Genomic DNA, 25664 nt, shown 5'->3' with positions numbered 1-25664 from the left:
GGCTCCGCCCGCGGTCACACTCCGGTCGTGTTCCGCGGGTAGGCGATCGCCGGGTCGGTGGCGATGTTCACCAGATAGGGCACGCCGGAGTCGAAGGCGCGGCGCAGCGCCGGGCCGATCTCGCCCGGCGACGTGACGAGCTCACCGCCGCCGCCGAGCGCGGTGACGACCTGGTCGTAGCGGCACTGCGGCTGGAGCTCGGCCGCCACGTCGTAGCCGTACAGCATCTGCATGGGGTGCTTTTCCAGGCCCCACATGCCGTTGTTGCCGCAGATCATGACGACCGGCATGCGGTGGCGGACCAGCGTGTCGACGTCCATCAGCGAAAAGCCCGCGGCGCCGTCGCCGAGCAGCAGCACGACCTGCGACGACGGCCTGGCCAGACGCGCCGCGATGGAGTAGCCGAGCCCGGTGCCGAGACAGCCGTACGGGCCGGGGTCGAGCCAGTTGCCGGGCCTGCGCGGCTCGACGTACTTTCCGGCGTAGGAGACGAAGTCGCCGCCGTCGCCGATGACGACCGCGTCGTCGGCGAGCACCTTGTTGAGCTCGCCGTAGATGCGCATCGGGTGGATCGGGTCGGCGTCCGACTCCAGCAGGGCCGCGTCACCGGCGGTCGCCGCCGCCGCGGCCTCGCCCAGCCTGCTCACCCACGGCTCGTACGCCTTGGGGTTCACCCCGGCGGTCCCGCAGGCCGCCGACAGCCCCCAGAAGATGACCGACAGGTCGCCCGCGGCCGACCCGGACAGGCCGGTGTGCGTCGCGAGCTGGGAGGGCGCGTCGGCGATGTGGACGACCCTGGCGAGCGGCGCGCCCTCCTTGCCGCCGAACCAGCCGTACGCGAGCCGGAAGTCGAGGGGGGTGCCGACCACGATGACGAGGTCGGCCTGGCCGAAGGCGACGCCCCGGGCGCGGGTGACCAGCAGCTCGTGCCCGGCGGGCAGGACGCCCCGGCCCTGGCCGTTGGGGACGACGGGCAGGCGCCACTCCTCGGCGAAGTCCCGCGCGGCCTCCTCGGCGCGCTCCATCCACACGTCCGAGCCGAGCACCAGCACCGGGCGCTCGGCCTCGGCGAGCAGCCGAGCGATGCCGGCGAGCGCCTCGGGGTCGGGCTCCAGCGGCGACGGGGTCAGCGTCTCCGAGACGTACTCGGGCGACGGGGAGAACAGGTCGTCCATGTGGACGTCCAGGAACACCGGGCCGCGATGCGGGGCCAGGGCGGTCCTGAAGGCCATCTCGACGTCCTGCCCGATGGAGTCCGCGCCCGATCCGGTGAAGGCGAGCTTGGTGATGGGCTCGAACAGCGGCGGATGGTCCATCTCCTGCAGGGCGCCGGCGCCCCAGCGTGAGCGCGGAGCACGTCCGCCGAGCACGACGACCGGGGAGCCGTTGAAGTGGGCGGTGGCGACTCCCGAGACGCCGTTGGTGACGCCGGGGCCGGCCGTGAGCACGGCGAGGCCGGGCTTGCGGGTCAGCCGGGCCGTCGCCTCGGCCGCGAACACCGCGCTCTGCTCGTGGCGCACATCGAGAATGCGCATGTTCTGATGGACGGCCCCGTCGTACAAGGGGAAGACGTGCCCACCGGACAACGTGAACATCGTTTCCACGCCGTAGGCCTGGGAGACGGCGACGGCGATGTCGCCTGCGTGTTTGGGGGACTCCATAGAGTGAAACCTACCAGTCGGTCACTTACCGGAACAGATGGGCGGCCAATGCCCTCCAGCCACAGGAGAACCTCGGTCACTCCCGCTGATGCCCGGTGTCGTCGCGGCTACTCCGCCCCCGCAGGCTGGGATTCCAGCCGATCGTTCGCCGACGGCCTCAGAGGGTCTGGGAGAGCGCCTTGACGGGCATCTTCAGGTCGGCGAGCAGCTCCAGATCGCGCTCGGGCGCACGGCCCAGAGTGGTCAGGTAGTTGCCGACGATGATGGCGTTGACGCCGCCCAGCATGCCGTCCCTCGTGCCGAGGTCGCCCAGGGTCAGCTCGCGGCCCCCGGCGTACCGCAGGATCGTACGCGGCAGGGCGAGGCGGAACGTGCCGATCGTCTTCAGCGCCTCGGTGCCCTCGACGAGCGGCTGGTCGGCGAACGGCGTGCCCGGGCGGGGGTTGAGGAAGTTGAGCGGCACCTCGTCGGGCTCCAGCTCACCCAGCTGGGCGGCGAACTCGGCCCGCTGCTCCAGGGTCTCTCCCATGCCGACGATGCCGCCGCAGCACAACTCCATGCCCGCCTCCCGGACCATGAGGCAGGTGTCCCAGCGCTCCTCCCAGGTGTGGGTGGTGACCACGCGGGGGAAGTGCGACCGGGCGGTCTCGAGGTTGTGGTTGTAGCGGTGGACCCCCATCTCGGCCAGTTCGTCCACCTGCGCCTGGGTGAGCATGCCGAGCGAGCAGGCCACGTTGATGTCGACCGCCTCGCGGATCGCCTTCACGCCCTCGTGGACCTGGTCCATCAGCCGCCTGTCGGGTCCGCGTACGGCCGCGACGATACAGAACTCCGTCGCCCCGGTCGCGGCCGTCTCGACGGCCGCCCGGACGAGCGAGGGGATGTCGAGCCAGGCCGCGCGCACCGGGGAGGAGAACTGGCCGGACTGCGAGCAGAAGTGGCAGTCCTCGGGGCAGCCGCCGGTCTTGAGCGAGACGATCCCCTCCACCTCGACCTCGGGACCGCACCACTTCATCCGCACCTCGTGCGCCAGTGCGAGCAGGTCGGGCAGGCGCTCGTCCGGCAGCGTCAGGCACTCGAGCGCCTGGGCCGCGTCGAGGCCCCTGCCCTCGTCCAGAACCTGAACGCGGGCGATCTCCAGGATGTCGGTCTTCACGCGGCACTCCCGTCGGTCCTCGGCGGCACTCCTGTCACAGGGGCAGCTTAAGGGTCGAGCGGAATCCGGCCGGGTCGAACATGCCGCCGAGCGCGGGAGTCAGTCCGGCGCGGGCGGCGCGGGCGAACGCATCCCGGCCGAGCGCGCCCGCGCCCTCCGGCAGCGCGCCCGACAGCGGCCGGGCGGCGAGCATCTCCAGGTCCGCGACGTTCGACCGCTCGGCGAGCCCCGGATCGGCCGGCCAGGACCCGATCACCAGGCCCGCCAGGTCGAGGCCCCGGCCCGCCATGGCCTCGAGCGTCAGCGCCGTGTGATTGAGCGTGCCCAGCGCGGCGCGCGCCACCACGAGGACGGGGGCGTGCAGCCGCCGCGCCAGATCCGCGAGCGTGCCGCCCTCCTCGTCGTAGCGGACCAGCAGGCCCCCGGCGCCCTCGACGAGCACCAGCCGGTGCGACTCGGCCAGCTCCTCGATCCTGGCCGCCGCCGACGCGAGCGACAGCGGCGGCATGCCGGAGACCCGGGCCGCCGCGGCGGGGGAGAGCGGATCGGGATACCGCGTCATCTCGAAGGTCGTGGTCACCCCCGACAGGCGGATCACCTCGTCGAGGTCTCCGGGCTCGCCGGCCGCCACCCCGGTCTGCGCCGGCTTCACCACCGCGACCGTCGCGCCCCGCGCCCTGGCCAGGACGGCGAGTGCGGCCGTCACCACCGTCTTGCCAACCCCGGTGTCCGTCCCGGTCACAACAAGAATGCTCACTGTGTTTCCCGCTTCGCTCTCGGGGCGCTTATACCCGCCAGGTCGTGCCGGAGGCGCGCCGTAGGCACTTCCCTCGTCGCGCTTGGTCGCTGTGTTTCTTCGCCTCGCTCCGCTTGGCTGCTCGGGGCGCCTTTAGGCCGTGTCTTCCCTCGTCGCGCTTGGTCGCTTCGCTCCCGCGCGCTCCTCAGTCCAGATCACGGCCGCGCCCCTCGCAGCTCCCGCGCGCTCCTCAGTCCAGATTGGCGGCGCGGCCCCTCGGCTCGCTCGGATTTCCGCTCAGGGGCGGCGGAGGCGGGTGACGAACTTGTAGCGGTCGCCGCGGTAGAGCGACTGGGCGTACTCGACGGGGTTGCCGTCGGCGTCGAAGGCGTGCCGGGTCAGCAGCAGCATGGGCAGGCCGACGTCCACGCCCAGCACCTGCGCGTCGTACGGCGTGGCGAGGACGGTCTCTATGACCTCCTCGGCGTCGGTCAGCCGCACGTTGTAGGCGTTGTGCAGGGTCTCGTACAGGGAGGAGTGCACCTCCAGCTCGCGCCGCAGGCGCGGGAACCGGCGGGCGGACAGGTGCGTGGTGTCGATGGACATCGGCTCGCCGTTGGCCAGGCGCAGGCGGTGGATCCGCAGGACCCGGCCACCGGGGTTGATGGCCAGCCGCCGCCCGAGCGCCTCGTCGGCGGTGATGTAGCTGATGTCGAGGATCTTGGTGTCCGGCTCCAGGCCGACCGTGCGCAGGTCACCCGTGTAGGAGGTGAGCTGCAGGACCTGGGCGACCTTGGGCTGGGCGACGAACGTGCCCTTGCCCTGGATGCGCAGCAGCCTCCCCTCGACCACGAGCTCCGACAGCGCCTGCCGGACCGTCGTCCGGGAGGTCTCGAAGCGCACCGCCAGGGCGCGCTCGGGCGGGAGCGCGCTGCCCGCGGGCAGGCTCTTGGTGAGCTCCAGAAGGCTGCGCTTCACGTCGTAGTACTTCGGAACCCGGGGAGAGTCCTCGCTGTGCTCCGTCACCTGTCCACCCTCAACTCGGCCACATCGCCCAGCTCGGGCGATGTCGTCAACTCGGCCACAGCGGTGAGCGCACCCCGGACCACCGCGAGATCATCGGACCTCAGATCGGCCCTCGCGGTCAACCGCAGACAGGACCGGCCCCGAGGCACCGATGGTGGGCGGAAGCATCCCACGCGGACCCCGAGTTCCGCACACAGGGCTCCCGCTGACAGGGCGAGCCTGGGCGAGCCGAGCACGACCGGCACCACGGCGGCCGCCGGATCGGCCGTCTCCAGGCCGAGCTCGCGGGTCAGCGCGGCCAGTTCCCCGGCTCGCTGCCGGGCGCGTCCGGGCAGGTCAGAAGTGCTCTCCAGGATGTCGAGGGCGGCCAGGGCGGCGCCGGCGCAGGCCGGTGCGAGGCCGGTGTCGAAGATGAACGACCGGCCGGTGTCCACGAGCGTGCCGATCATCTCGGGAGCTCCCAGGACGGCGCCGCCCTGGGAGCCCAGGGACTTCGACAACGTGACGGTTCTCACAACGTCGGCACATCCGGCGAGGCCCGCCGCGTGCACCGCGCCCCTGCCGTGGTCGCCCACCACGCCGAGCGCGTGGGCCTCGTCCACCACCAGCAGCGCGCCGTGCCGTACGGCCGCCTCGTGCAGGGCGCGCAGCGGCGCGAGGTCGCCGTCGACGGAGAAGACGGCGTCGGTGACGACGAGGGCGTGCTCCTCGGCGCGCTCGGCCAGGGCCCTGTCCACCGCCTCCGCGTCCCCGTGCGGCGTGACCACGACCCGCGCCCGTGACAGCCGGCAGGCGTCCACGATCGAGGCGTGGTTGCCGGCGTCCGAGACGATCAGGCCGCCCCGTCCGAGGGCGGCGACCGCGGCGAGGTTGGCGAGGTAGCCCGAGGAGAACACCAGGGCCCGGGCCGCTCCGGTGAACGCGGCGAGCCGGTCCTCCAGCTCGGCGTGGAGCCGGGTGGAGCCGGTGACCAGACGCGAGCCCGTCGAGCCCGCCCCCCACTCCCGGGTGGCCCGTACGGCCGCCTCGACGATCCGCTCGTCCCGCGCGAGCCCCAGATAGTCGTTGGAGGCCAGGTCGAGCAGGCCGTCGTGGTCGGGCGTGCGCGGGCGAAGGACGCGGCGCAGGCCGGCGGCCTCCCGCTCGGCGGCGGCCGCGCGCAGTCTGTCCAACGGCCCTGTCATGAGGTGCATCTTGCCAGGTGGCGATGGTCGATTCGCTTTCGACCCGGACGGCGGCGCATCATGCACTCGTGCCGACTCTCAGCGACCTGGTGTCGCGCCACACCGCACTCGATTCCGCCGGCGTCGACTGGATCCACTCGCTGGTCTCGGACTGGCAGCTGCTCGCCGATCTGTCGTTCGCCGACCTCATACTGTGGGTTCCCGACCAGGGCGGCACGAGGTGGGTGGCGGTGGCCCAGATGCGGCCCACGACCGGCCCCACCGTCTACCACGACGACGTCGTGGGCGCGTCCATCGCCATGGGGGAGCGGCCGCTGATCGACGTGGCCTGGACCGAGCACCGCATCTGCAGGGAGGGCGACCCCGACTGGTCCAGCGGCGTGCCGGTGCGCGAGGAGACGATCCCCGTACGGCGCGGCAAGGACGGCCCGATCATCGGGGTCATCCAGCGCTCGACCAACCTGTCGTCGGCGCGCACTCCGTCGCGCCTGGAGCTGACCTACCTCCAGAGCGCGTCCGATCTGGCGCAGATGGTGGCCGAGGGCAGGTTCCCCTTCGCGGAGGAGGAGCCGATCCTGGTCAGGTCGCCCCGGGTGGGCGACGGCCTGCTCCGCCTGGACAAGGCCGGACGGGTCACCTACGCCTCGCCCAACGCGCTGTCGGCCTATCGCAGGCTCGGCCTGCACGCCGATCTCGTGGGCGCGGACCTGGGGAAGACGACCGCCGACCTGTGCTACTCCGACGAGCCGATCAACGAGGACCTGATGGTCGTCGCCAGCGGACGGGCCCCCCGGGAGACCGAGGTGGAGAACGGCGGAACGGTCGTGCAGCTACGGGCGATCCCGCTGATCGTCGGTGGTGGCCGCATCGGCGCGCTGGTGCTGATCCGCGACGTGACCGAGCTGCGGAGGCGCGAGCGGGAACTGCTCACCAAGGACGCGACGATCCGCGAGATCCACCACCGGGTCAAGAACAACCTGCAGACCGTGGCCGCGCTGCTGCGGCTCCAGGCGCGCCGGCTGAACAACCCGGAGGGCCAGGAGGCGCTGAACGAGGCCGTACGGCGGGTCGGCTCGATCGCGATCGTCCACGAGATCCTCGCCCAGATGCCGGAGGAGATGGTCGAGTTCGACGACATCGCCGACCGGGTCATCGCGATGACGGCGGAGGTGGCGCTCGCGCAGGTGGCGATCAAGCGGGTCGGCAGCTTCGGCGTGCTGCCCGCCGCGGTCGCGACCCCCATCGCCATGGTGCTGACCGAGCTGCTGCAGAACGCGGTCGAGCACGGGTTCGCCCACTGCTCCGGGAACGTCCAGATCGTCGTCTCCCGAGACGCCGACCGGCTGGAGTTCGCGGTGGCCGATGACGGCAAGGGCCTGCCCGAGGACTTCGACCTGGAGGCCACGGGAAGCCTCGGCCTTCAGATCGTCCGCACGCTGGTCGTCGGCGAACTGTCGGGCCGCCTGGGCGTGTCCAGGAGAGAGAGCGGGGGCACCGAGGTCAGTCTCAGCATCCCGGTGCAGTCGGGCTGAGCCCCCGCGGGAGGCTCGATCTCAGGGGCCTCGATCTCAGGGGCCTCGATCGCCGGGGCCCCTGTCTCCCGCGCCGGCCCGGGCATCGCGCAAGGCTCCACAGGGGGTCCCGCTGTGCGAGACCGGTGTGGGGGATGCCATAGTGGACGCGATGCGTTGGTGGACAGACGGCCCTATGGGCGGGAGGCTACGCGGCCGTCTCGGCCGGGCTCCGGCGCCCCGCGAATCGGTGAATGCCATGGCAGGCATTCACCGAAGGCGTTCGCGTGTGGCGGGGGAGTCAGACGGCGGCGCGGGCGCGGGCGCGAGCCGTACGGCGCTTGAGGGCGCGACGCTCATCCTCGCTGAGCCCGCCCCAGACTCCGGCGTCCTGACCCGACTCGAGGGCCCACTTGAGACAAGAATCGGCGACCGTGCATCGCCGGCATACCTGCTTGGCCTCTTCGATCTGCATGAGCGCCGGACCAGTGTTCCCGATCGGGAAGAACAGTTCGGGGTCCACGTCACGGCAGGCAGCGCGGTGGCGCCAGTCCATGCGTTCCACTCCTTCGTAAAGTGGAGCCTCCGTGGCTCCTCTGGCCGTCAACTTTGTGAACTCTTTCACTAGCTGATGCGAACGATCACCCGGATCCTGGGTGGGGGCCGGGGCTCGTCCGCGTGATCGCCGGGGCTCCTCACGGAGGCGGTGGTCTCCGTAAAGGTCCTACGTTCCGACGTCGTAGTTCAGCTTTTCAGCCGTTCCAACACCACACAAGAGGTTTGGGACAAGGTTTTGCCCGTCGTGGCTGTCGGATGCGTCACACTATGACTACATGTAACAGGCTAGACGAGGACTTGTAACGCGTCCGGGATAGCGCGGAAGATCACCCACTCGTGTTCTCCCAGATAGTCGCCGTCGAGCTGGAAGGCGACCGGGCGGGAGGCGTGGAGGGTGAACTCGGCCTCGTCATGGAGCTGAACGAGGTGTTTACCGCGCGGCAATCCCCGGTGTTCGCCGATGATCTGCCGGGCGAGCGTGAGCACGGTCGGCAGGCTCATCTTCCGGAGCCCGAGCATGTCGAGCCCCGTCTCGAAACCGGCCCACGGCGTCGGGTTGATCGGACGTGTGCCGGCGTATGTCCACGGCGACGTGTTGGACACGATCGCCATGAAGATCCCATCCTCTGTCGGCCGGCCGGGACGTGTCAGCCGGATCGCCGGCCGCTGCCGGTCCGTCACGAAGAAGTGGCGGACCGTCGTGTTCACGTAGAGAGCGGGCAGCGCGCGATGCCCCGCGCTCCGCAGGCCCTCCACGGCTCGGACGACCTCGGCGTCGTATCCCAGCCCAGCACAAAATGTGAAATATCTGGACCTCTTCTGGTCAGGTGGCGCATCTGCCCCCGGGTCCGGACCCGAAACCTCATCGTGCCAAATCGCCTGTCCCAATCCGATAATCCGGCGGCGTCCTTCGCGTAGCGCCTCCAGGACGGCGCCGGTCGCCTCGACCGGGTTGTTGGGCAGCCCGAGTGCGCGGGCGAAGACGTTGGCGCTGCCTCCGGGGATCACGATGAGCGCGGGCCGTTCGCTCGCGCCGCCGCCGGGCCGGGCGTCGAGCAGGCCGTTGACGGTCTCGTTGATCGTGCCGTCGCCGCCGAGGACCGCCACCGCGTCGAAGCCCTTGGCGTGCGCGGTGGCCGCGAGCGCGGTCGCGTGGCCGCGGTAGGCGGTCTCCTCGACCGACAGGTCGACGGCGGCGCCGAGCGCCCGGATCAGCACGTCCCGGGTGCGCCGGTGCGTCGAGGTCGCCTTGGGATTGACGAGGAGGAGTGCCCGCATGCCTGAAGGTTAACGAACGGTTTACCGCTCGTGTCGGGTGACGCCTCCTCGTGCCTCTCCCTCCGACCTTCGCCCCGTCGCGTCGCCCAGAGCGGCACCTCGCTACGTTGTCGCCCCACCCACGAAAACTCCTCGCAAGCTCGGACTTTCCGCGGGGCCCGGGAAGATCGTTCGTAGCTCCGCTACGAGCTCCTCCTCCGCCTTGCGATGCACCACTCTGGACACCGCGCCGTACGGGCGGATCTTGTCGGTCGAGGCACCCGAGAAGGCGCGTGTGCCTGCGGGTAGGGTTGGGCGCGTGATCAGCAGTTCCGTCGGCCGCCCCGGCACACTGACCGTGGCCGCCGCCATCCTGGGCGCGGAGGGCCTGCTCGCCCTCGCCCTGGGCGGTTATGTCGCGGTCGAGACCGTGATCGGCGAACCCACCGACATGGTCACCAGCATTGCGGTGGCCGGGTTCGGCGTGCTCGGCGGCGCCCTGCTGCTCTGGGTGGCCTGGGGCGTCTGGCAGGTGCTGCGCTGGACCCGGGGCCCGGCCGTGGTGACGCAGATATTCGCGCTTCCTGTGGCGATCAGCCTCATCCAGTCCGCGCAGTACGCGTTCGGCGTCCCGCTTATCGCCGCGGCGGCGGTCGCCCTGGTCGCGTTGCTCGCGCCGGCCTCCACCCACGCCCTCATGGGCGAGGACGGCGCGCGCTGAGTGGACACCGGCGTAGAGACTGGTGCAGGCGCCGACGCTGACAGTCGGTGCGGGCGTCGACACTGACCGGGCGCCGCCGGGGGGAGCGCGGCGTCGCGGTCGTCCGTCTCCGATCGTTCCGGGCCGTGCGGCCGGACGATCAGTCCTCTGCGGTGAGGCCCTCGCGGAGCTGGGCCAGGGTCCTGGCGAGCAGCCGGGACACGTGCATCTGCGAGATCCCCAGCTCTGTGGCGATCTGCGACTGCGTCATGTTGCCGAAGAAACGCAGCAGCAGGATGCGCTTCTCACGCGGAGGCAGGCGCTCGAGCAGCGGCTTGAGCGACTCGCGATACTCCACACCCTCCAGCGACTCGTCCACGATGCCGAGCGAGTCGGACACGGCGGGAGCGTCGTCGTCGCCGGAGTCCGGCGCGTCGAGCGACACGGTGGAGTAGGCGTTGGCCGACTCCAGACCCTCCAGGACCTCCTCCTCGCTCATGCCCAGGTGGACGGCGAGCTCGGCGACCGTGGGCGCGCGGCTCTCCCGCTGCGACAGTTCGCTTATCGCCTTCGTGAGCGAGAGCTTCAGCTCCTGAAGCCGGCGCGGCACGCGGACCGCCCAGCCCTTGTCGCGGAAGTGCCGTTTGATCTCGCCGACGATGGTCGGCGTGGCGTACGTGGAGAACTCCACGCCGCGTGCGAGGTCGAAACGGTCGATCGACTTGATCAGTCCGATCGTGGCGACCTGCGTGAGGTCGTCGAGCCACTCGCCCCGGTTGCGGAAGCGGCGGGCCAGGTACTCCACCAGTGGCAGGTGAAGCTCGACCAGCTCGTCGCGGATGCGCTGGCGCCTCGGGTCGTCCGGCGGGAGCTCCGACAGCTCGGCGAAGAGTGTGCGCGCGCGTACGCGGTCCGGCACCGCCGAGTCGCCGGAGGTCATCGCACTCGTCCTTTCCGTCATCACGACGGCCTCGCCGTGCTCCGGCGCTTACGCAGCACGATCGCCAGGTGGTCGGCGTGGTCGGAGATGGCGTCCACGTCGTCGGCCAGCGCGGTCAGCACCATCCAGGCGAAGTCCTCCCGGTTGGGCGAGCTGACTCCGAGCGTGTTGACCTCGACGCGAACCGTCATCTCCTGGCCCGTGAGTTCGAACTCCGCGAGGAGGTCCGTTCCGGGCACGGCGTGCCGCAGCAACATGGCGCACGCCTCGTCGACGGCGATGCGCAGGTCCTCGATCTGGTCGAGGGTGAAGTCGAGCCGTGCGGCGAGCCCGGCGGTTGCCGTGCGCAGCACGGACAGGTAGGCGCTCACGGCGGGCAGCCGGACACTCACAGCATCGCGAATCCCGGTCAGATCCACCGCAGGCGTCTCGGTTTCCTCGGTCACGTTCCTCCTCGCCCCTTCAGCCGGCTGAGTGCCGCTGACTGCAACCTACCGCCACTCGCGCGGTGCTGCCCCGGCTGGACGCGCTCATTGTGGCGATCCTTGGAGGTAACTGCACGTAAATTCCGTACTACCGAATATGGAGTTTGTATGGGCCTTGGGATGATCTGGCCCCGCGCGACCGTGGAGGCCGTGCGGGGCCTGAGATCCCGCGGCTCAGGCGGCCTTGGTCTCCCAGAAGATCTTGGCGATCTCGTCGATCTTCGCGAGGAGGTCGTCGGCCAGGGAGGGGTCGACGGTGCCCTTGGCTCCGGCGGCGCCGGCGAGCTTCGTGGCGTCCCAGAAGAGCTGGTGGAGCTGCGGGTACTGCTCGAGGTGCGGGGGCTTGAAGTAGTCGGTCCAGAGCACCCACAGGTGATGCTTGACCAGCTCGGCCCGCTGTTCCTTGATGATCAGCGCGCGGGTCCTGAAGACCGGGTCGTCGTTGTCGGCGTACTTCTTAATGATCGCCTTCACCGACTCGGCCTCGATGCGGGCCTGCGCCGGGTCGTAGACCCCGCACGGCAGGTCGCAGTGGGCGGACACCTCGTGCCGGGGTCGCAGCAGTCGTGCGAGCATCGGAATCCTTCCTTAGGAATGCTGGTGACAGCACTGTTCCAGGACCGACCTTACTCGTCTCGAAATCACTGTGCGGAGGGGGATGTGCTCACCGCCGTGTGTGTCTCCGGCGATTCGATGCTGCCCGCGTTGCGGCCCGGAGACTGGCTGCTGGTACGGCTCGGCGCCCCTGTCCGCCCGGGCGACCTGGTGGTCGCCAGGCGGCCGCACGGGCTGATCGTCAAGCGGGCCTTCCGGCTCACGGGCGACGGCTGGTGGCTGGAGAGCGACAACCAGTCGGCCCCCGGGCGCCGCGACAGCTGGGACTTCGGCGCCGTGCCCGAGGAGGACGTCGTGGGCAGGGTCGTGCTGCGCTACTGGCCAAGGCCCGCGCTGCGCTTCCCCGCTCCGGCCGCCTGACCAGGCCGGCCCGGCCCTGTCAGGCGCCCCGCTTGCGCGCCCGGTAGGCGGCCACGTTGGCCCGGCTGGCGCACCGCTCCGAGCAGTAGCGGCGCGACCGGTTGGAGGAGGTGTCGAGGTAGGCGTTGCGGCACGGCGTCGCCTGGCAGATGCCGAGCCGGTCCACGCCGAGCCGGGTCACGACGCTGGCCAGGCCCATGACCGACCCGACCGCGAGGGCGTCGGCGACCCGGCCGCCCTCGGTCAGGTGCAGGTGCCAGGGCTGCCCGTCGTGCCCCGAGATCTGGGGATGCACGGGATGGCGGACCAGCAGCCCGTTGAGCCGCTCGACCACGTCCACGTCGTCGCCCTCGGCGGCCGACGCGAAGACCTCCGCGAGCTCGTCGCGCAGCTCGCACAGCGCGTCGATGTCACGACGGGTGAGGCGGGCTGCCGCCTCCGTACGGCCCGTCTCCTCCAGCAGGGCTCGCAGGGAGAAAGGGTTTTTGAGTTCGTCGCCCATGTTGACCAGCTGAACGGCCAGCTCGGCGTAAGACGTCAAGTCCACTGGGGCGCCCAAGTACGTAAGAGATCACCGGCAAAGCCGAGTATTACACGCCCGGTGGCCTGGGGGAACACCTGGGCTCGCAACGATATGTGACCCGATCGGGCAGGGGCGGTTGTCACTTCGTGTGGCACAATCAGGGAACGGGTGACCCCCGTACCCCCCTCAAGAGACGACCGTCAACGACGACGGCCTCCGGCGGCTACCGAAGCCAGGGCTCTCGTTCTCTTGACGGCGTCTACCGAAGGAATTCGTCCTTTCGACACTGGGGTCGCTGTGACCGTCACATCTGTTTCCTTGGAATCTCTCGACCTGGATCCCGCTTTCGCGCTGCACCGCGGCGGCAAGCTGGAGGTCCGCTCCACCGTCCCGGTCCGCGACGCCGACGACCTGTCGCTCGCGTACACGCCTGGGGTCGCCCGCGTCTGCACCGCCATCGCCGACAACCCGGACCTGGTCAACGACTACACCTGGGTGTCCAACGTCGTGGCCGTGGTCTCCGACGGCACCGCCGTCCTGGGGCTCGGCGACATCGGGCCGGCCGCGGCCATGCCCGTGATGGAGGGCAAGGCCCTGCTGTTCAAGCAGTTCGCCGACGTCGACGCGGTGCCCATCTGCATCGACTGCACCGACGTGGACGCGATCGTCGAGACCGTGGTCAGGCTCGCGCCGTCGTTCGGCGGCATCAACCTGGAGGACATCAGCGCCCCCCGCTGCTTCGAGGTGGAGGAGCGCCTGCGGGCGCTTCTCGACATCCCCGTCTTCCACGACGACCAGCACGGCACGGCGATCGTGGTCCTCGCCGCGCTGCGCAACGCGGCCCGCCTCACCGGGCGGTCCCTCGGCGACCTGCGGGCGGTGGTGGCCGGCGCCGGCGCCTCCGGCGTCGCCGTGTCGCGGATCCTGCTGAACGCCGGGATCGGCGACATCGCGGTCTCCGACTCCAAGGGGGTCATCCACGCCGGCCGCGAGGACCTGAACCCGGTCAAGCGGGCGCTGGCCCGCGACACCAACAGGGCCGGCCTGTCCGGGTCGACCGAGCAGGCGCTCGCCGGCGCCGACGTCTTCGTCGGCCTGTCCGGGTCGACGGTCTCGGAGCAGGCCATCGCGGCCATGGCGCCGGACTCGATCGTGTTCGCGCTGTCCAATCCCACTCCCGAGGTGGACCCCGCGGTGGCGGGCCGGCACGCCCGCGTGGTCGCCACCGGCCGGTCCGACTATCCCAACCAGATCAACAACGTGCTGGCCTTCCCCGGGGTCTTCCGCGGCGCGCTCGACGTCCGCGCCACGACGATCACGGAGAACATGAAGGTGGCGGCGGCGGACGCGCTGGCGGCCGTGGTCGGGGACGACCTCGCCGAGAGTTACGTCATCCCCTCGCCCTTCGACGCCCGGGTCGCGCCCGCGGTGATCGCCGCCGTGGCGCGGCAGGCCCGGGAGGACGGCGTCGCCCGCAAGTAGCCGTCCTCCGGCAGGCACGGACGTAGGGACGGGCAGGCACGGACCCGGAAGGGCCGCGCACCGCGTGACGCACGCGGTGCGCGGCCCTTCGCCTTTCCTCGTCAGTCTGTCCTTGTCAGTGCCGTCAAACATTTGGGAATCCCTTTAGGTCCTCACGGTTAGTGCTATAAAGAAAGCTCTCCGTAACCAACTCGGCTATTGCCTGTCCCGGTTGGAGAGCGATGCGACGTGACCCCAACCGCCTGCTCCAGCAGCACCTCACCGAAGCCGGACTGTCCCGCAAGGGCCTTGCCCGGCGGCTCAACGGTCTCGGCTCGGCCCGGGGGCTGCGGGGGATGCGGTACGACCACGGTTCCGTGCTGCGCTGGATCGGCGGCCGCCGCCCGCGCGAACCGGTTCCCGGCCTGCTGGCCGAGATCTTCTCGCTGCGGCTGGGGCGGCAGGTGTCCAGGGAGGACATCGGCATGCCGCGCGGAACGGTCCCCGCCGATCTGGGACAGGAGTTCCCCCATTCGTGGGAGGAGGGTGTGGCAAGCGTGACAGCACTGTGGAGGGCCGACGTCGAGCGGCGCAGGTTCCTGCTCGACTCCACCTTCGCCCTGGGAGCGGGCTCGGCGGGCATCGTCCGCTGGCTGGCGGCCCCCGACGGGGAGCGGCTCTCCGCGAACGGGCCGCGCCGGGTCGGGCCCTCTGACGTGGCCGCGATCCGTGAGGTCACCCGGTCGTTCGGCGAACTGGACAACCGGTTCGGCGGCGGCAGCATCCGCGGCCCGGTCGTGCGCTATCTGCACACCGCCGTGACGCCGCTGCTGCGCGAGGGCGCGTACGGCGAGGCCACCGGGCGCTCGCTGGCGACGGCGGCGGCCGAGCTGACCCGGCTGGCGGGGTGGATGGCCTACGACCTGGAGCAGCACGGGCTGGCCCAGCGCTACCTGATCCAGGCGCTCGGCCTGGCGCGCGGTGCGGGCGACCACGCCCTGTGCGGCGAGATCCTGGCCGGGATGAGCCACCAGGCCGTCTACATCGGGCATCCCCGGCACGCGCTGGAGCTGGCCAGGGCGGCCGTGGCGGCGGCCCGGCGCTCGGGGGTCGGCACGCTGCTGGCCGAGGCCCGGGTGCTGGAGGCGCACGCCCTGGCCCTGCTCGGGGAGCGCACGGCGTGCGGCGGCGCGCTGCACGAGGCGGAGGTCGCCTTCGACAGGCGCAGACCTCAGAACGAGCCCGGCTGGATCGGCTACTTCGACGAGGCCTACCTGGCCGCGAAGTCGGCCCACTGCCTGCGCGACCTCGGCGACGGGGCGCGGGCCGTACGGCAGGCCCGGCGCTCGCTGGTGATGGACGGGCGCTACGTGCGCGGCAAGATGTTCAATCTCTCGCTGCTCGCCACGGCGCTCATCCAGGAGGGCGAACTGGAGGAGGCGTGCCAGGCGGCGTCGTCGGCCCTGGATCTGGCCGACGGCATCCAGTCGGCGCGCACCCGGACGTACGTGGCGGACATGTGCCGCCGGTTCGCGCCGTACGCCGCGGAGCCGCGGGTGGCGGAGCTGCTGGAGCGCGGCCGGGGCCGCGCAGGGCACAGGGAGAGCACGGGCAGCCAGAGCGTGGACAGGCGGAGCGCGAGCATGGAGGCGGTCGGCGTCTGAGCGGACGCCGACGGCCTCAGCCGGCGCGCCGGGCCGTGTTGTAGACCTGGAACAGTTCTCCGTCGAAGTACGGCGACAGGCCGGTTCCCGGGCCGGACAGGCCGATCGTCAGGCCGTTCAGGTATCCGAGACCGCGCACGCCGCGGTAGGCGGCCAGCCACGGTGACCCGGAGGCGGCGGTGAAGGCCGAGCGGACGGCGATCAGCTCGTTCGCCCTCCTGGACAGGTCCTGGGCCAGGTAGGGCCTGCCGTAGGCACGGGTGAGCCGGGTGCGGCCGCCGGCGAGGCCCTCGGCGGTCCGCATCGGATAGCCGAAGATCGCGAGCGGCCGGTCGACCGGCAGGTTGTAGGCGAGGCCCTGCCCGCCGACCTTGTCGCCGAGACGCCCCGCGGGCAGCAGCCTGACGCCGGTGTAGCCGGTGGCCGTGCGGTACTTCGGCCCGGCGGAGAACGCCGCGTACTGCGCCGCGTCCCGCAGCGCGACGCGCTTGGGTAGCAGGCCGGCGTGGACGCTGACGAACGCGTAGTCGCGGTCCAGGTCGCCATATCTGGTGAAGTCGCTGTGGGCGAAGGCCCGGTCGCCGGCGTAGACGCCCCAGGGCGTGCCGCCGCCGGCGAATGCCGGAATGAAGATCCAGTAGCGGTAGGGCGCCGGGGTGGCCTCTCCTGCGGACTCTGCCGGGGAGTTCGTGGCATACACGCAGTGGCCGGCCGTCGCCACGAGATTGCGGTGATCGGACTGTACGGACGTGCCCGCGCACCAGTGGGGGCGGCCGTCCGAGCCGACGAAGAAGACCTTGCCCGTCGTCCTCGGCAGGTTGACGTTCCTCGACGGACCCGCGGCCCGCTTGACCCCGGCGGAGGCGGGCACCACGCCCCGCACGCCGCCGGGAGCGGTGTCCCCGGCCGTGACGGGAGTGGCGTCGATCCCGGCCGGCGCGGAAGCGGGAGTGGCCTCCGCGAGCTGGCGTCCGCCGTCCCTGAGCCAGTAGGCGATCACGGACGCCGCCTTCGCGCCGGAGACGAGGGGCGTGGTCACGGTGATCTCGTAGGCGTGAGCGGGCACCGCCGTCCCGCTGACGAGCAACGTGGCCGTCGCCGCCGCACCCCACAGCGGGGGGAGGAGGATGCGCTTCAACCGGATCTCCTTGCTGTGGAACGTCTCCCGCGCCCCAACACGTGAATGGGCTGCGAAGGAACATACAGCGATGGGGATCAAGTCGGGAAAACAACGCGGACGGAGCGTCGTTCTTCCCGGAACGCCGAAGTGCCCCGCCGCGGCGCGACGGGGCACTTCCTGGGGGGTGCTCAGGCCTGTGGCGTGAGACCCGGGGCCTCCTGGGCGAAGGTGATGACGATGTCCCGGCCGTTGGCGTAGCTGACCACCGGCCGTCGCAGCTCCTCACCCACCCTGCGGGCGACCGTCTGCCACAGGTCCACCATTTCCGGGCTGTCCGCGGTGATCCTGAACCGCCCCTGCGTGACGAGGTGTTCGGCGACGAGCTGCGAGAAGGCGATCTCGCCGCGCGCCCTTTCGTCCGCGTCCAGGGGGGTGCGACGGAAGGCGGGCTGCGTACCGGAAGGGTGGGTCATCCTGATCTCCTCGTGATCGCCGTCCACTCAGCATGCCACTGGCGGACCGGCAGCGAGGTGTCCGCGACTCAGGCGATGGAGCCGGACCAGTTGTTGGCGGCGGCCTTGTAGACGCCGTAGGTCTCGCCGTCGAAGTACGGGGAGACGCTGGTGTCGATCCGCTGGTTGCCGTCGGTGTCCGAGACGCCGCTGGTGACGCCGTTCAGGTAGCCGAGCCGCTTGGCGCTGCTGTACCTCAGCAGCCACGACGAGCCCGAGGAGCCCTCACCGGTGAAGGACGACTTGACGCCCACGAGCTCCTCGGCCTTGACCGAGGGGGCCTTGGCGGCGAAGGTCTTGCCGTACGACCACTTGAGGGTCTGGCCGGTGAAGGCGTGGTTGCCGTCCGGGTGCGACCCGCTCGGGTAGCCGAACACGTAGACCGAGCTGCCGACCTTCTGGTTGTAGGCCAGGCCCTGACCGCCGACGTTGCTCTCGAGCCGGCCGACGTCGGTGAACTTGACGACGTAGTACTTGCCGCCCTGGCTCCTGCGGAGGAAGCGGTCGTAGCTGGAGTAGGTCTTCCTGTCGACCTGCTTCCAGTTCCACTCGGCGACGTTGCGCAGGTCGCCGCCGCGCCCCGCCTTGATGCCGTTGTAGACGGTCACGAAGGCGTAGTCGCGGTCGCCGTCCTCGTAGACGTCGAAGTCGTAGTGCGTGTAGGCCGTCTTGCCGACGTAGATGCCCCACGGCGCCTTGCCCTGGTAGTAGCCGGGGATGAAGACCCAGCGGTCCAGGGTGGCCTTGTTCGTCTTGGTGTCGTAGACGCAGTGCCCGGCCGTGGCGACCAGGTTGCCGTACTTCGACTGGACGGAGGTCGCGCTGCACCAGTGCGGCCTGCCGTCGCCGCCGCGGAAGAAGACCTTGCCGGTGGTGCGCGGCAGGTTCACGTTCTTCAGGGAGCCGCTGGGCTTCCCGGTGCTGGTCGGCGAGACGGTGCCGGGCTTGCTGTCGGCCGACGGCCCGCCGGTCGAGATGTGCTTGGCGCTGACCTGGCTCTCGTACCCGTACGGGGTGGCGTGGACCAGGTTGGAGGCCTTCTGGTTGAGCCAGTAGGCGATGACGTTCTTCGCGGCGATGCCGCTGCCGGCCAGCGTGTCGGAGGCCGTGTCACCGGCGGCCTGAGCGGGGACCGCCAGGGTGGCCCCGACGAGGCCGGCGACGGCCACGCCCCCGATGGGGAGGATCAGGCGCTTGACTCGCGTGTTCATGAATCTCCAGGTGCTGTCGTGGTCCGCCACATGCGTCCCACCCGTCAGTAAAGGGCTAGTAAAGACAGTACCTCTCACGTTTATTCGTGTTTTACGCGCTTTCCGGCCCGTCGCTCGCGTGACTTTTCCGTGATCTCAACAACGCGTGTCAAGATCGAGTGAGTGCCGGGAGATCAGTGCAGGTCTCCTCGGACGCCTTCTGTGTCAAATCGAGCACTCGGTGCAGTCGGGGAGGGGCGGGTGATGTGACGGAGATCACATCTTCGCCTCGCCGGCGGAGAGAGCTCAGTCCGTGCCCTGCTTGCCGGCCTGGGTGTACACCCGCTCGGTCAACTGGTTGAAGTAGGGCGTGGAGACGGCGTCGAGACGTCCGCCGCCGCTGAGATTCCAGGTCAGGCTGGTGATCCCGGTGAGGTAGCCGGTCCGCGTGGCGGCGCTGTAGCCGATCACCCAGGGGCCGCCGCTCGCGCCGGCGGTGAACGGGCAGCCCGGCAGCCGCACCCCGTGTTCGAGCTGCCATGTCGGCGCGCTGACGAACTTCTTCTCGGTGGTGCCGTCGCAGGACTTCACCGTCTGGCCGGTGTACGGGCGGCTGCCGTCGGGGTTGGCCCCCGCGGGGTAGCCGAAGACGTACGTCGGCCGTCCGAGCGGCTTGCCCGAGGCGAAGCGGAAGGCGCCGACCTTGTCCTCCAGCCGGCCCACGTCGACGGCCCGGTACTTGAGCCGCCCGTTCTCCACGTACGGCTGCCAGGAGAAGCCGCGGTGCACGGTGACGAAGGCGTAGTCGCGGTCGAAGTCGCCCTGGCCGGCGAAGTCCTCCTGCATGTAGAGCGTGTGGCCGACGAAGATGCCGGAGGGGGCGACGCCGTCGTGGTAGCCGGGGATGAAGACCCAGTTCTGCACCGGCTTGTCCTGCGACAGCGCGTACGCGCAGTGCCCTGCGGTGGCGACCAGGTTGCGGTGGGCGGAGTGCACCGCGGAGGCGGAGCACCAGTACTCCTTGTCGCCGACCTTGAAGAACACCTTGCCCACCATCGGCGGGGAGGCCACGGGCGGGGGCGCCGCGGCGCGCGGTGCCCCGGTGCGCGTCTTCGCGTCTCCCGGACCCACCTCCACCGCGGAGGTCGTGCTCTTGGTGGAGGGCGACGGCTTCGTGCTCGGCACGTAGCTGCTCGCCTGCTTGAGCCGCTCGGGGCTCCAGTAGGCCGCCACCCGCTGCTCGTCGGCGTCGCTGGGAGCGAGGGGGAAGGCGCTGACCCCGTTCTTGTTGACGCCGGTCACCGGCGTCGTGGCCGCGCGGGACGCGGCGGTCGCGGGAACGGCCGGTCCCTGACTCCACAACACGGCGACCGCACTCGCGGCGGCGACGACGCCACCGGCGGCGAGTGTGAGCTTCCTGGTCACCGTGAGCCTCTCGGGGCGGAGATATGGACAGTAAGGGGTGATTTTTCCAGATCCATACGGTTGTGGCACACCTTCTTGTCCAGCTCGTTATGAATCGAGCGGAACAGATGTGATCTGTGGTACGTCACGTTTCCGGTGAGCTCCGGAGTGGACGCTTGCCCCGAGGGTCTCCCATGAGAACGCTGGTCACCAGCGGAAACGGGGGGATCGCATGAAACCGCTGCTTGTCCTACTGGCCGGTGCGGCGCTGGCCGCCGGCCCCTCTGCCCAGGCCTGGGCCCAGCCGGGCGCCTTCGGCGACGGCGGGACGTCGGCCCCTGCGCGGGCGGACACCCTGCCGGCTCCGCCGCCGCCCGAGGTCGCCCTGCGGGCGTCCCGGCCGCCGGCCTTCCGGGTGCGGGCGGTGATCCTGACCGTCGCCAACGGCGAGCAGGCGGAGCCGCCGGCGCGGTCGGTGTTCCTGAACTGCGCTCCGGTGGGCGGCTCGCACCCTTCGGCGGACAAGGCGTGCGCGTGGCTGAACAGGGCGGGCGTCGACCCGAGCGCTCTGCGGGTGAACGCGGCCGAGCCCTGCACGATGATCTACGCACCTGTCACGGTCACCGCCAGCGGCATCTGGGACGGGAAGTACTTCCAGTTCCGGCGCACCTTCGGCAACGACTGCGAGTTGCGGTCGGCCGCCGGGGCGCTGTTCGACTTCTGACAGGGACAGTCGACCGCACGCGGCGTACAGGGAACGTAAAGGTCGACCGGGGAGCCGTGACACGAGGGGGCCCGGCGGATCGTCCGCCGGGCCCCCTGCCTGACCGAACGGCCGTGCGGTCAGACGTCCGCGATCACTGTGTCCACCGGTTGGCGGCCACCTTGTAGACCTCGTAGGTCTCGCCGTTGAAGTACGGCGAGGAGATCCGGTCGTACCGGTCGTTGCCGTCGCTGTCCCACGCCACGCTGCTGATGCCGTTCAGATAGCCCGTGCGGGTCGCACTCTTGTAGCCCGTCAGCCAGGGGCCGCCGCTGGCGCCGGAGGTCATGCCGCACGCGACCCCGAGGTGCTCCTGGATGTCGTACTTCGGCACGGCCGGCATCGGAGCCGACCGGCCGTAGCACCACTTCATCGTCCGGCCGGTGAAGGGGCGGTCGCCGTCCGGGTGCGGCCCGGCGGGATAGCCGAACGCGAACACCTTGACCTTGGTGCTGCGGTTCCAGGTGAAGCCCTGGCCGCCCACGTTGTCGCCGAGGCGGCCGACCGGGGTGCGTACGTAACGGGTGACGTTCCCGTCCTTCTTCGGCGTGAGTGTGAAGCCCGACGACACGTTCACGAACGCGTAGTCGTAGTCGTAGTCCTCCCTGACCACGAAGTCGTCGTGTGCCTGGAACCACTTCGCCGGGTAGATGCCGTACGGCGCCTTTCCTTCCCATGCCTGATTTCCGTCCCAATACGACGGGACGAACACCCAGTTGTCGTAGAACTGGTTGGTCGCCGGGTCGTACACGCAGTGCCCGGCCGTCGCGACGACGTTGCGGTAATGGCCCTGCACGGAGGTGCCGGAGCAGTATTTCCAGCTTTTCGGGTCCAGGGGGTTCCTGCCCGGCAGGGTGAAGAACACGCGGCCGACGGTGCGGGGCAGGTTGACCTGCCTGCTGATCGTGCCGGACCCGCCGGCCCCGCTTCCGGCGGCGCCGGCCGGCGGGACCGTGCCCGCCCTGCCGTCCGGAGTGGCGTCGCCGGCCCTGCCGAAGCCCTTGACGGAGTTGCCGAGTTCCTCGGTGTAGTCGGTGGCCGCCCGCAACCGCTGCGGCGACCAGAAGCCGGCCGCCGCGTCGGGCGTCTGGGGCGCGGCCTTGGCGGTCACGTCGCCGGGGGCGGCCTGCGCCGCCGCGATGGCCCTGGCCGCACCGGTCGCGGCCGAGGAGGCCGTGGGGATGGCGCCGACCACGCCGGCCGCGAGGAGCGCGCCGGTGAGGGGAACGGCCAGACGCCGTGCTGGGGGGATCATGGAGCTCCTTTCCCTGGGACGGTGAGGGTGCGTCCCATTCCTCAGGAAAACGCTCCGAGGGTAATGACCGGATCTTTCAAAATGCTGTGGATATAACCAGAACAATCGGCACTTTGCCCTATCTGTTATCCATAGCGAGTGGTTATGAGTGACGTGGTGCCAGGTCATGACCCTTCGGTCGCGGCACGTCGCGTTGGGATGCCAAGTGGTTTACGGCCATTCTTGACCGGTCTTGTTTGATTTCCATCGCTCTGGTCCCGCTGATGGACACGAGCATCAAAAGGCGCCGGCGGCGAGCCGCGCGGGGGCCGTCGGGTCCGGCGCGACGGCCGGAGTAATGTTCTGGCATGTTCGCCGTCACCGCCACACAGTTCGATCCGGACGACCCGATCAAGGGCCTGACGCTCGGGGAGCACCCCGAGCCCGCCGTACCGGAGGGATGGACGACCGTCACGGTCCGGGCCGCCGCGCTCAACCACCACGACCTGTGGACCCTCAAGGGCGTGGGGATCAGCCAGGAGCGGCTGCCGATCGTGCTCGGCTGCGACGCGGCGGGGGTGGACGAGGACGGCAACGAGGTCATCGTCCACTCCGTCATCGGCACGCCGGTCGGCGGGGACGAGACCCTCGACCCGGCGCGGTCGCTGCTGTCGGAGAAGTACGACGGGACGTTCGCGGAGAAGGTCGCGGTGCCCCGCCGCAACCTGGTGCCCAAGCCCGCGGCGATCTCCTTCGAGGAGGCCGCCTGCCTGCCCACGGCGTGGCTGACGGCCTACCGCATGATCTTCGACAAGGCCGGGCTGGAGCCGGGCTCGACGATCCTGGTCCAGGGCGCCGGCGGCGGCGTGGCGACCGCGCTGATCGCGCTCGGCCGGGCCGGCGGCTTCCGCGTCTGGGCGACCAGCCGCTCACAGGACAAGCGGGAACGGGCCCTCGCACTCGGCGCCGACCGGGTCTTCGAGACGGGCGCGCGGCTGCCCGAGCGGGTGGACGCCGTCATGGAGACCGTCGGCGAGGCCACCTGGAAGCACTCGCTCAGCTCCCTGCGCCCGGGGGGCCGGATCGTCACCTGCGGCGCGACGAGCGGCATGGTCGCCCCGACGCAGCTCGCGCAGGTCTACTTCCTGCAAAAGTCGATCATCGGATCCACGATGGGGACGCGTGAGCAGCTCGCTCGGCTCGCGGTGTTCCTGGAGCAGACGGGCGTCCGGCCGGCGATCGACCGGGTGCTGCCCCTGGCCGAGGCCGAGGAGGGCTTCACGGCCATGCACCGCGGCGAGGTCTTCGGCAAGGTGGTCTTCACGCTCTGACGGCCGCCCGCGCGGCGCGGGCGGCGCTCTCGTCGCCGCCCTCCCGCTGCCGGTCGCGCCGGAGGACCCGGTCGCCGTGGACGTTCCGTCCGTCACCCGGCCGTTCCGGCTCGCGGACCGGCCGGGCATACGGCGACGGGGGGAGGGGTGAGCGCAGGAACGGATTGCGCCAGCCGTACGGGCTCAACTCGGCTCCTCGCTGGTCGGTGGTGTTCGTGGGGGGTGTCACAGGCCGGTCGAGAGCGGTTTCAGGGACGAAGAGTTCAGAAACGGGGGCGGTCTCAGGAGCGCAGTGCCCGGCGGATGCGCTCGGCCGCCTCGTCGAGGGCTGCCCGGCACTCGGCCAGCGCCCGTTCGCCGGGCACGCCCGCGCCGGATGCCCGGTGGACGTCGGCGACGAAGTCGGCCAGCATCCGGCTGAGCGCGGCGTCGTGGCCGCCCTGCCGGCCGCCGCCGAACCCCCAGGACTCCTCCCAGATACGGCGCCACTCGTGCTGCCAGCGCTCGCTCTCCTCCTGCCACTGGCGCTTGTGGCGGCGCCACTCCTCCTTCTGCCTGCGCCACTCCTCCTTGGCGTGGTCGCGCTGCCGCCGCCACTCCTCCTTCTGCTCACGCCGGGTGTCACGGTTGTCGTGGCCGATGTCCCTGGCCATCTGGGTGAGCTCCTCGCGCAGGGAACGCACGGTCTGCCGCACGTCCTCCTTCACCTCGCGCGCGATGTCCTGGACCGAGGCGGTGATCTCCTGTTCCAGGTCGGCCAGCTCGTCCATCCGGTCGTTCAGCTCGGCCCGCCCCTTGTCGGTCAGCGTGAAGACCTTCTTGCCGTCCACGACCTCGTGGGTGACCAGGCCCTCGTCCTCCAGCCGGGCGAGCCGGGGGTAGATCGTGCCGGGAGAGGGGGAGTAGACGCCGAGGAAACGGTCCTGGAGGAGCCGGATGATCTCGTAGCCGTGCCGCGGGCTCTCCTCCAGCAGCTTTAGCAGGTACAGCCGCAACCGGCCGTGCCCGAACACCGGGCTCATGCTCTCTCCTCGCCGTGTTCCCTGATCCGCTCGCTGCGCTCGCTCATGCTTTCTCCTCTTCTCGCCTGCCGGCGGGCTGGCCGCTCAGCAGGGTGACGGCGCCGGACACCGTGGTCGCCGAGAGGGACGCCATGCCGCCGCCCAGCCGGCCGCTGAGCGAACGGGCCCCGGGGACCGAGGCGACGTACAACTCGGGGAAGGCCGACTCGATCCTGCCTGAGGTCGAGTGGGCGGACACGTCGGTGTCCACGTCGTGCGGGAGCCGTACGACGATCGCGCCCGACATGCTGTGCACGGTGACGTGAGCGGTGGGCTCCAGTTCGAGGTCGGCGGTGACGCGGCCGGACACCGTGTTCGCGCGCAGCCGCCGCGGCCGGCCCGCGGCGACGGTGAGGTCGCCGGAGACGCTGGAGAAGGACAGGTCGCCGGCGAGCCCCCGGCTCTCCACCGAGCCCGAGACCGTCTCCGCCTGCACCTCGCCGCTGACGCCGTCGAGGACGATCTCTCCCGACACGCCCTTCACGCCGGTGATCCCCTCCATGCCCGCCACGACGGCGGAGGCGGAGACGACCCCGGCCTGGACGGGGCACGTCCTCGGCACGGTCAGCGTCAGCGTCGTCCTGCGCGGGCCCGGGCGTAACCAGCCCAGGATCCCGTCCCACGTCAGGTCCTTGTACGCGACGGTCAGGCGGCCGTCGTCCTCGTCGTGGGTCACCACCAGCGGCGAGCCGTCCACCTCCGTCACTTCGAGGGTCGGCGGGCCGTCACTGGCCAGCACGGCCAGCCGACCGGCCACGACGCGCACGTTGAGCGCGGTGACCTCTCCGAACGTGAGCCGTCCGGGAGAGTCGATCGTCCATTGGGGCATCGCTCAGGCCCTTCCACGCGAAGTCCTGCGTCCGCGCGGGTCGGCACCACACGGACGAACCATCCACAAACAAGATATATCGCGTTTGTGCAAAGTCAAGATGTATCGCGTCTTCGCGTTCGTCTCAGGGGCTGAGCCTCGCCGTGAACCGTCCTCCTCGGGCGTCCTCGCCGGCCGTCCTCGTCAGTGGTCCTCGTCAGTGGTCCTCGTCAGTCGTCCTCGTCCAGGCGGGCGAGCCAGGTGGCCAGCCGCTCGACGGGCACCTCGAACTCGGGGTTGAGGTCCACGAACTCGCGCAGCCGCTCCGCGAGCCAGCCCACGCTGACCTCCTCCTCGCCGCGACGCTCGACGAGCTCCTCGATCCCCCTGTCGGTGAAGTACAT

At 70.6% G+C, this 25664-nt stretch carries 27 protein-coding genes; 7 read left to right on the top strand and 20 right to left on the bottom strand.

The features are described 5' to 3' along the window. Positions 1–14 precede the first annotated feature (14 nt). From ABZ860_RS36795 to ABZ860_RS36775, 5 genes are all read right to left on the bottom strand, one after another. Positions 15–1661: an acetolactate synthase gene (locus tag ABZ860_RS36795; RefSeq protein ID WP_357229607.1), complete on the bottom strand. Its 1647-nt coding sequence runs from the start codon at positions 1659–1661 to the stop codon at positions 15–17. Between the two features lie 157 nt (positions 1662–1818). Beyond that, on the bottom strand, positions 1819–2817 hold the full coding sequence (gene bioB, locus ABZ860_RS36790) for a biotin synthase BioB (protein ID WP_357229605.1): 999 nt from the start codon (positions 2815–2817) through the stop codon (positions 1819–1821). A 34-nt stretch (positions 2818–2851) separates the two neighbouring features. Beyond that, positions 2852–3574, bottom strand: a complete 723-nt coding sequence (bioD, locus tag ABZ860_RS36785; RefSeq protein WP_357229603.1) for a dethiobiotin synthase — start codon at positions 3572–3574, stop codon at positions 2852–2854. Between the two features lie 276 nt (positions 3575–3850). Further along, entirely contained in the window at positions 3851–4579 is a 729-nt protein-coding gene (locus ABZ860_RS36780; RefSeq protein ID WP_142565677.1) for a GntR family transcriptional regulator, read from the bottom strand. Further along, on the bottom strand, positions 4576–5763 hold the full coding sequence (locus ABZ860_RS36775) for an 8-amino-7-oxononanoate synthase (RefSeq protein ID WP_357229601.1): 1188 nt from the start codon (positions 5761–5763) through the stop codon (positions 4576–4578). The genes ABZ860_RS36780 and ABZ860_RS36775 overlap by 4 nt, the downstream gene beginning before the upstream one ends. Before the next feature lie 68 nt (positions 5764–5831). On the opposite strand from ABZ860_RS36775, the gene ABZ860_RS36770 reads away from it, so the two are divergent. Then, positions 5832–7295, top strand: a complete 1464-nt coding sequence (locus tag ABZ860_RS36770) for a PAS domain-containing sensor histidine kinase (RefSeq protein ID WP_357229599.1) — start codon at positions 5832–5834, stop codon at positions 7293–7295. A gap of 280 nt (positions 7296–7575) precedes the next feature. Here ABZ860_RS36770 and ABZ860_RS36765 read toward each other — a convergent pair whose 3' ends face one another. After that, a complete protein-coding gene (locus tag ABZ860_RS36765) occupies positions 7576–7830 on the bottom strand; it encodes a WhiB family transcriptional regulator (protein WP_357229597.1) in 255 nt (84 codons plus the stop codon). 287 nt (positions 7831–8117) lie between these two features. Continuing rightward, the gene (locus ABZ860_RS36760) at positions 8118–9110 is read right to left on the bottom strand and encodes a diacylglycerol kinase family protein (RefSeq protein ID WP_357229595.1); all 993 of its coding nucleotides are present in this window, start codon (positions 9108–9110) and stop codon (positions 8118–8120) included. Positions 9111–9408: 298 nt separating this feature from the next. On the opposite strand from ABZ860_RS36760, the gene ABZ860_RS36755 reads away from it, so the two are divergent. Continuing rightward, on the top strand, positions 9409–9810 hold the full coding sequence (locus ABZ860_RS36755; RefSeq protein WP_357229593.1) for a hypothetical protein: 402 nt from the start codon (positions 9409–9411) through the stop codon (positions 9808–9810). 139 nt (positions 9811–9949) lie between these two features. Here ABZ860_RS36755 and ABZ860_RS36750 read toward each other — a convergent pair whose 3' ends face one another. The 3 genes from ABZ860_RS36750 to sodN form a co-directional block, all read right to left on the bottom strand. Next, the gene (locus tag ABZ860_RS36750; RefSeq protein ID WP_030511447.1) at positions 9950–10750 is read right to left on the bottom strand and encodes an RNA polymerase sigma factor SigF; all 801 of its coding nucleotides are present in this window, start codon (positions 10748–10750) and stop codon (positions 9950–9952) included. Then, positions 10750–11175 (bottom strand): ATP-binding protein, encoded by a 426-nt coding sequence (locus ABZ860_RS36745; RefSeq protein WP_079316287.1) that lies wholly within the window; start codon positions 11173–11175, stop codon positions 10750–10752. Before ABZ860_RS36745 ends, ABZ860_RS36750 begins: the two co-directional genes overlap by 1 nt. 213 nt (positions 11176–11388) lie before the next feature. Continuing rightward, positions 11389–11790 carry a superoxide dismutase, Ni gene (gene sodN / locus ABZ860_RS36740; protein ID WP_139580370.1) on the bottom strand — a complete coding sequence of 134 codons (402 nt, stop codon included), beginning with the start codon at positions 11788–11790 and terminating at the stop codon, positions 11389–11391. Between the two features lie 84 nt (positions 11791–11874). Between sodN and ABZ860_RS36735 the strand changes: the two genes are divergently transcribed. Beyond that, the gene (locus ABZ860_RS36735) at positions 11875–12189 is read left to right on the top strand and encodes a S24 family peptidase (RefSeq protein WP_357229591.1); all 315 of its coding nucleotides are present in this window, start codon (positions 11875–11877) and stop codon (positions 12187–12189) included. A 19-nt stretch (positions 12190–12208) separates the two neighbouring features. Here ABZ860_RS36735 and ABZ860_RS36730 read toward each other — a convergent pair whose 3' ends face one another. Further along, positions 12209–12736, bottom strand: a complete 528-nt coding sequence (locus ABZ860_RS36730) for a CGNR zinc finger domain-containing protein (RefSeq protein ID WP_357229589.1) — start codon at positions 12734–12736, stop codon at positions 12209–12211. Between the two features lie 294 nt (positions 12737–13030). Between ABZ860_RS36730 and ABZ860_RS36725 the strand changes: the two genes are divergently transcribed. Continuing rightward, positions 13031–14194, top strand: a complete 1164-nt coding sequence (locus tag ABZ860_RS36725; RefSeq protein WP_357229587.1) for an NADP-dependent malic enzyme — start codon at positions 13031–13033, stop codon at positions 14192–14194. Between the two features lie 221 nt (positions 14195–14415). Further along, positions 14416–15837, top strand: coding sequence for a hypothetical protein (locus tag ABZ860_RS36720; RefSeq protein ID WP_357229585.1), 1422 nt, complete (start codon positions 14416–14418; stop codon positions 15835–15837). A gap of 16 nt (positions 15838–15853) precedes the next feature. Here ABZ860_RS36720 and ABZ860_RS36715 read toward each other — a convergent pair whose 3' ends face one another. The 4 genes from ABZ860_RS36715 to ABZ860_RS36700 form a co-directional block, all read right to left on the bottom strand. Then, positions 15854–16975, bottom strand: a complete 1122-nt coding sequence (locus ABZ860_RS36715; RefSeq protein WP_357229583.1) for a hypothetical protein — start codon at positions 16973–16975, stop codon at positions 15854–15856. Between the two features lie 170 nt (positions 16976–17145). Continuing rightward, positions 17146–17430, bottom strand: a complete 285-nt coding sequence (locus tag ABZ860_RS36710) for a hypothetical protein (protein WP_357229581.1) — start codon at positions 17428–17430, stop codon at positions 17146–17148. A gap of 68 nt (positions 17431–17498) precedes the next feature. Further along, the gene (locus ABZ860_RS36705) at positions 17499–18680 is read right to left on the bottom strand and encodes a hypothetical protein (protein WP_357229579.1); all 1182 of its coding nucleotides are present in this window, start codon (positions 18678–18680) and stop codon (positions 17499–17501) included. Between the two features lie 285 nt (positions 18681–18965). Further along, on the bottom strand, positions 18966–20084 hold the full coding sequence (locus tag ABZ860_RS36700; RefSeq protein ID WP_357229577.1) for a hypothetical protein: 1119 nt from the start codon (positions 20082–20084) through the stop codon (positions 18966–18968). 211 nt (positions 20085–20295) lie between these two features. Between ABZ860_RS36700 and ABZ860_RS36695 the strand changes: the two genes are divergently transcribed. Continuing rightward, positions 20296–20787, top strand: a complete 492-nt coding sequence (locus tag ABZ860_RS36695) for an SSI family serine proteinase inhibitor (protein ID WP_357229575.1) — start codon at positions 20296–20298, stop codon at positions 20785–20787. A gap of 133 nt (positions 20788–20920) precedes the next feature. On the opposite strand, the gene ABZ860_RS36690 is transcribed toward ABZ860_RS36695, so the two are convergent. Continuing rightward, entirely contained in the window at positions 20921–22081 is a 1161-nt protein-coding gene (locus tag ABZ860_RS36690; protein ID WP_357229573.1) for a serine protease, read from the bottom strand. Between the two features lie 347 nt (positions 22082–22428). Between ABZ860_RS36690 and ABZ860_RS36685 the strand changes: the two genes are divergently transcribed. Then, a complete protein-coding gene (locus tag ABZ860_RS36685) occupies positions 22429–23391 on the top strand; it encodes a zinc-binding dehydrogenase (protein ID WP_357229571.1) in 963 nt (320 codons plus the stop codon). Here the strand turns inward: ABZ860_RS36685 and ABZ860_RS36680 are convergent. The 4 genes from ABZ860_RS36680 to ABZ860_RS36665 all read right to left on the bottom strand — a co-directional run bounded on the left by ABZ860_RS36680 (position 23381) and on the right by ABZ860_RS36665 (position 25664). Next, on the bottom strand, positions 23381–23620 hold the full coding sequence (locus ABZ860_RS36680; protein WP_357229569.1) for a hypothetical protein: 240 nt from the start codon (positions 23618–23620) through the stop codon (positions 23381–23383). The two genes, ABZ860_RS36685 and ABZ860_RS36680, sit on opposite strands and share 11 nt — an antisense overlap. Before the next feature lie 52 nt (positions 23621–23672). Further along, the gene (locus tag ABZ860_RS36675; protein ID WP_357229567.1) at positions 23673–24413 is read right to left on the bottom strand and encodes a helix-turn-helix transcriptional regulator; all 741 of its coding nucleotides are present in this window, start codon (positions 24411–24413) and stop codon (positions 23673–23675) included. Between the two features lie 43 nt (positions 24414–24456). Then, positions 24457–25281 (bottom strand): DUF4097 family beta strand repeat-containing protein, encoded by an 825-nt coding sequence (locus ABZ860_RS36670; RefSeq protein WP_357229565.1) that lies wholly within the window; start codon positions 25279–25281, stop codon positions 24457–24459. A gap of 209 nt (positions 25282–25490) precedes the next feature. After that, positions 25491–25664 carry a DUF6104 family protein gene (locus ABZ860_RS36665; protein WP_167530605.1) on the bottom strand — a complete coding sequence of 58 codons (174 nt, stop codon included), beginning with the start codon at positions 25662–25664 and terminating at the stop codon, positions 25491–25493.

The organism is Microbispora sp. NPDC046973 (assembly GCF_040644495.1).
In the GTDB taxonomy this organism is placed as follows: Bacteria; Actinomycetota; Actinomycetes; order Streptosporangiales; family Streptosporangiaceae; genus Microbispora.
Note: the sequence above shows the minus strand (reverse complement) of the source record. Positions and strands in the feature narration are given on the sequence as shown.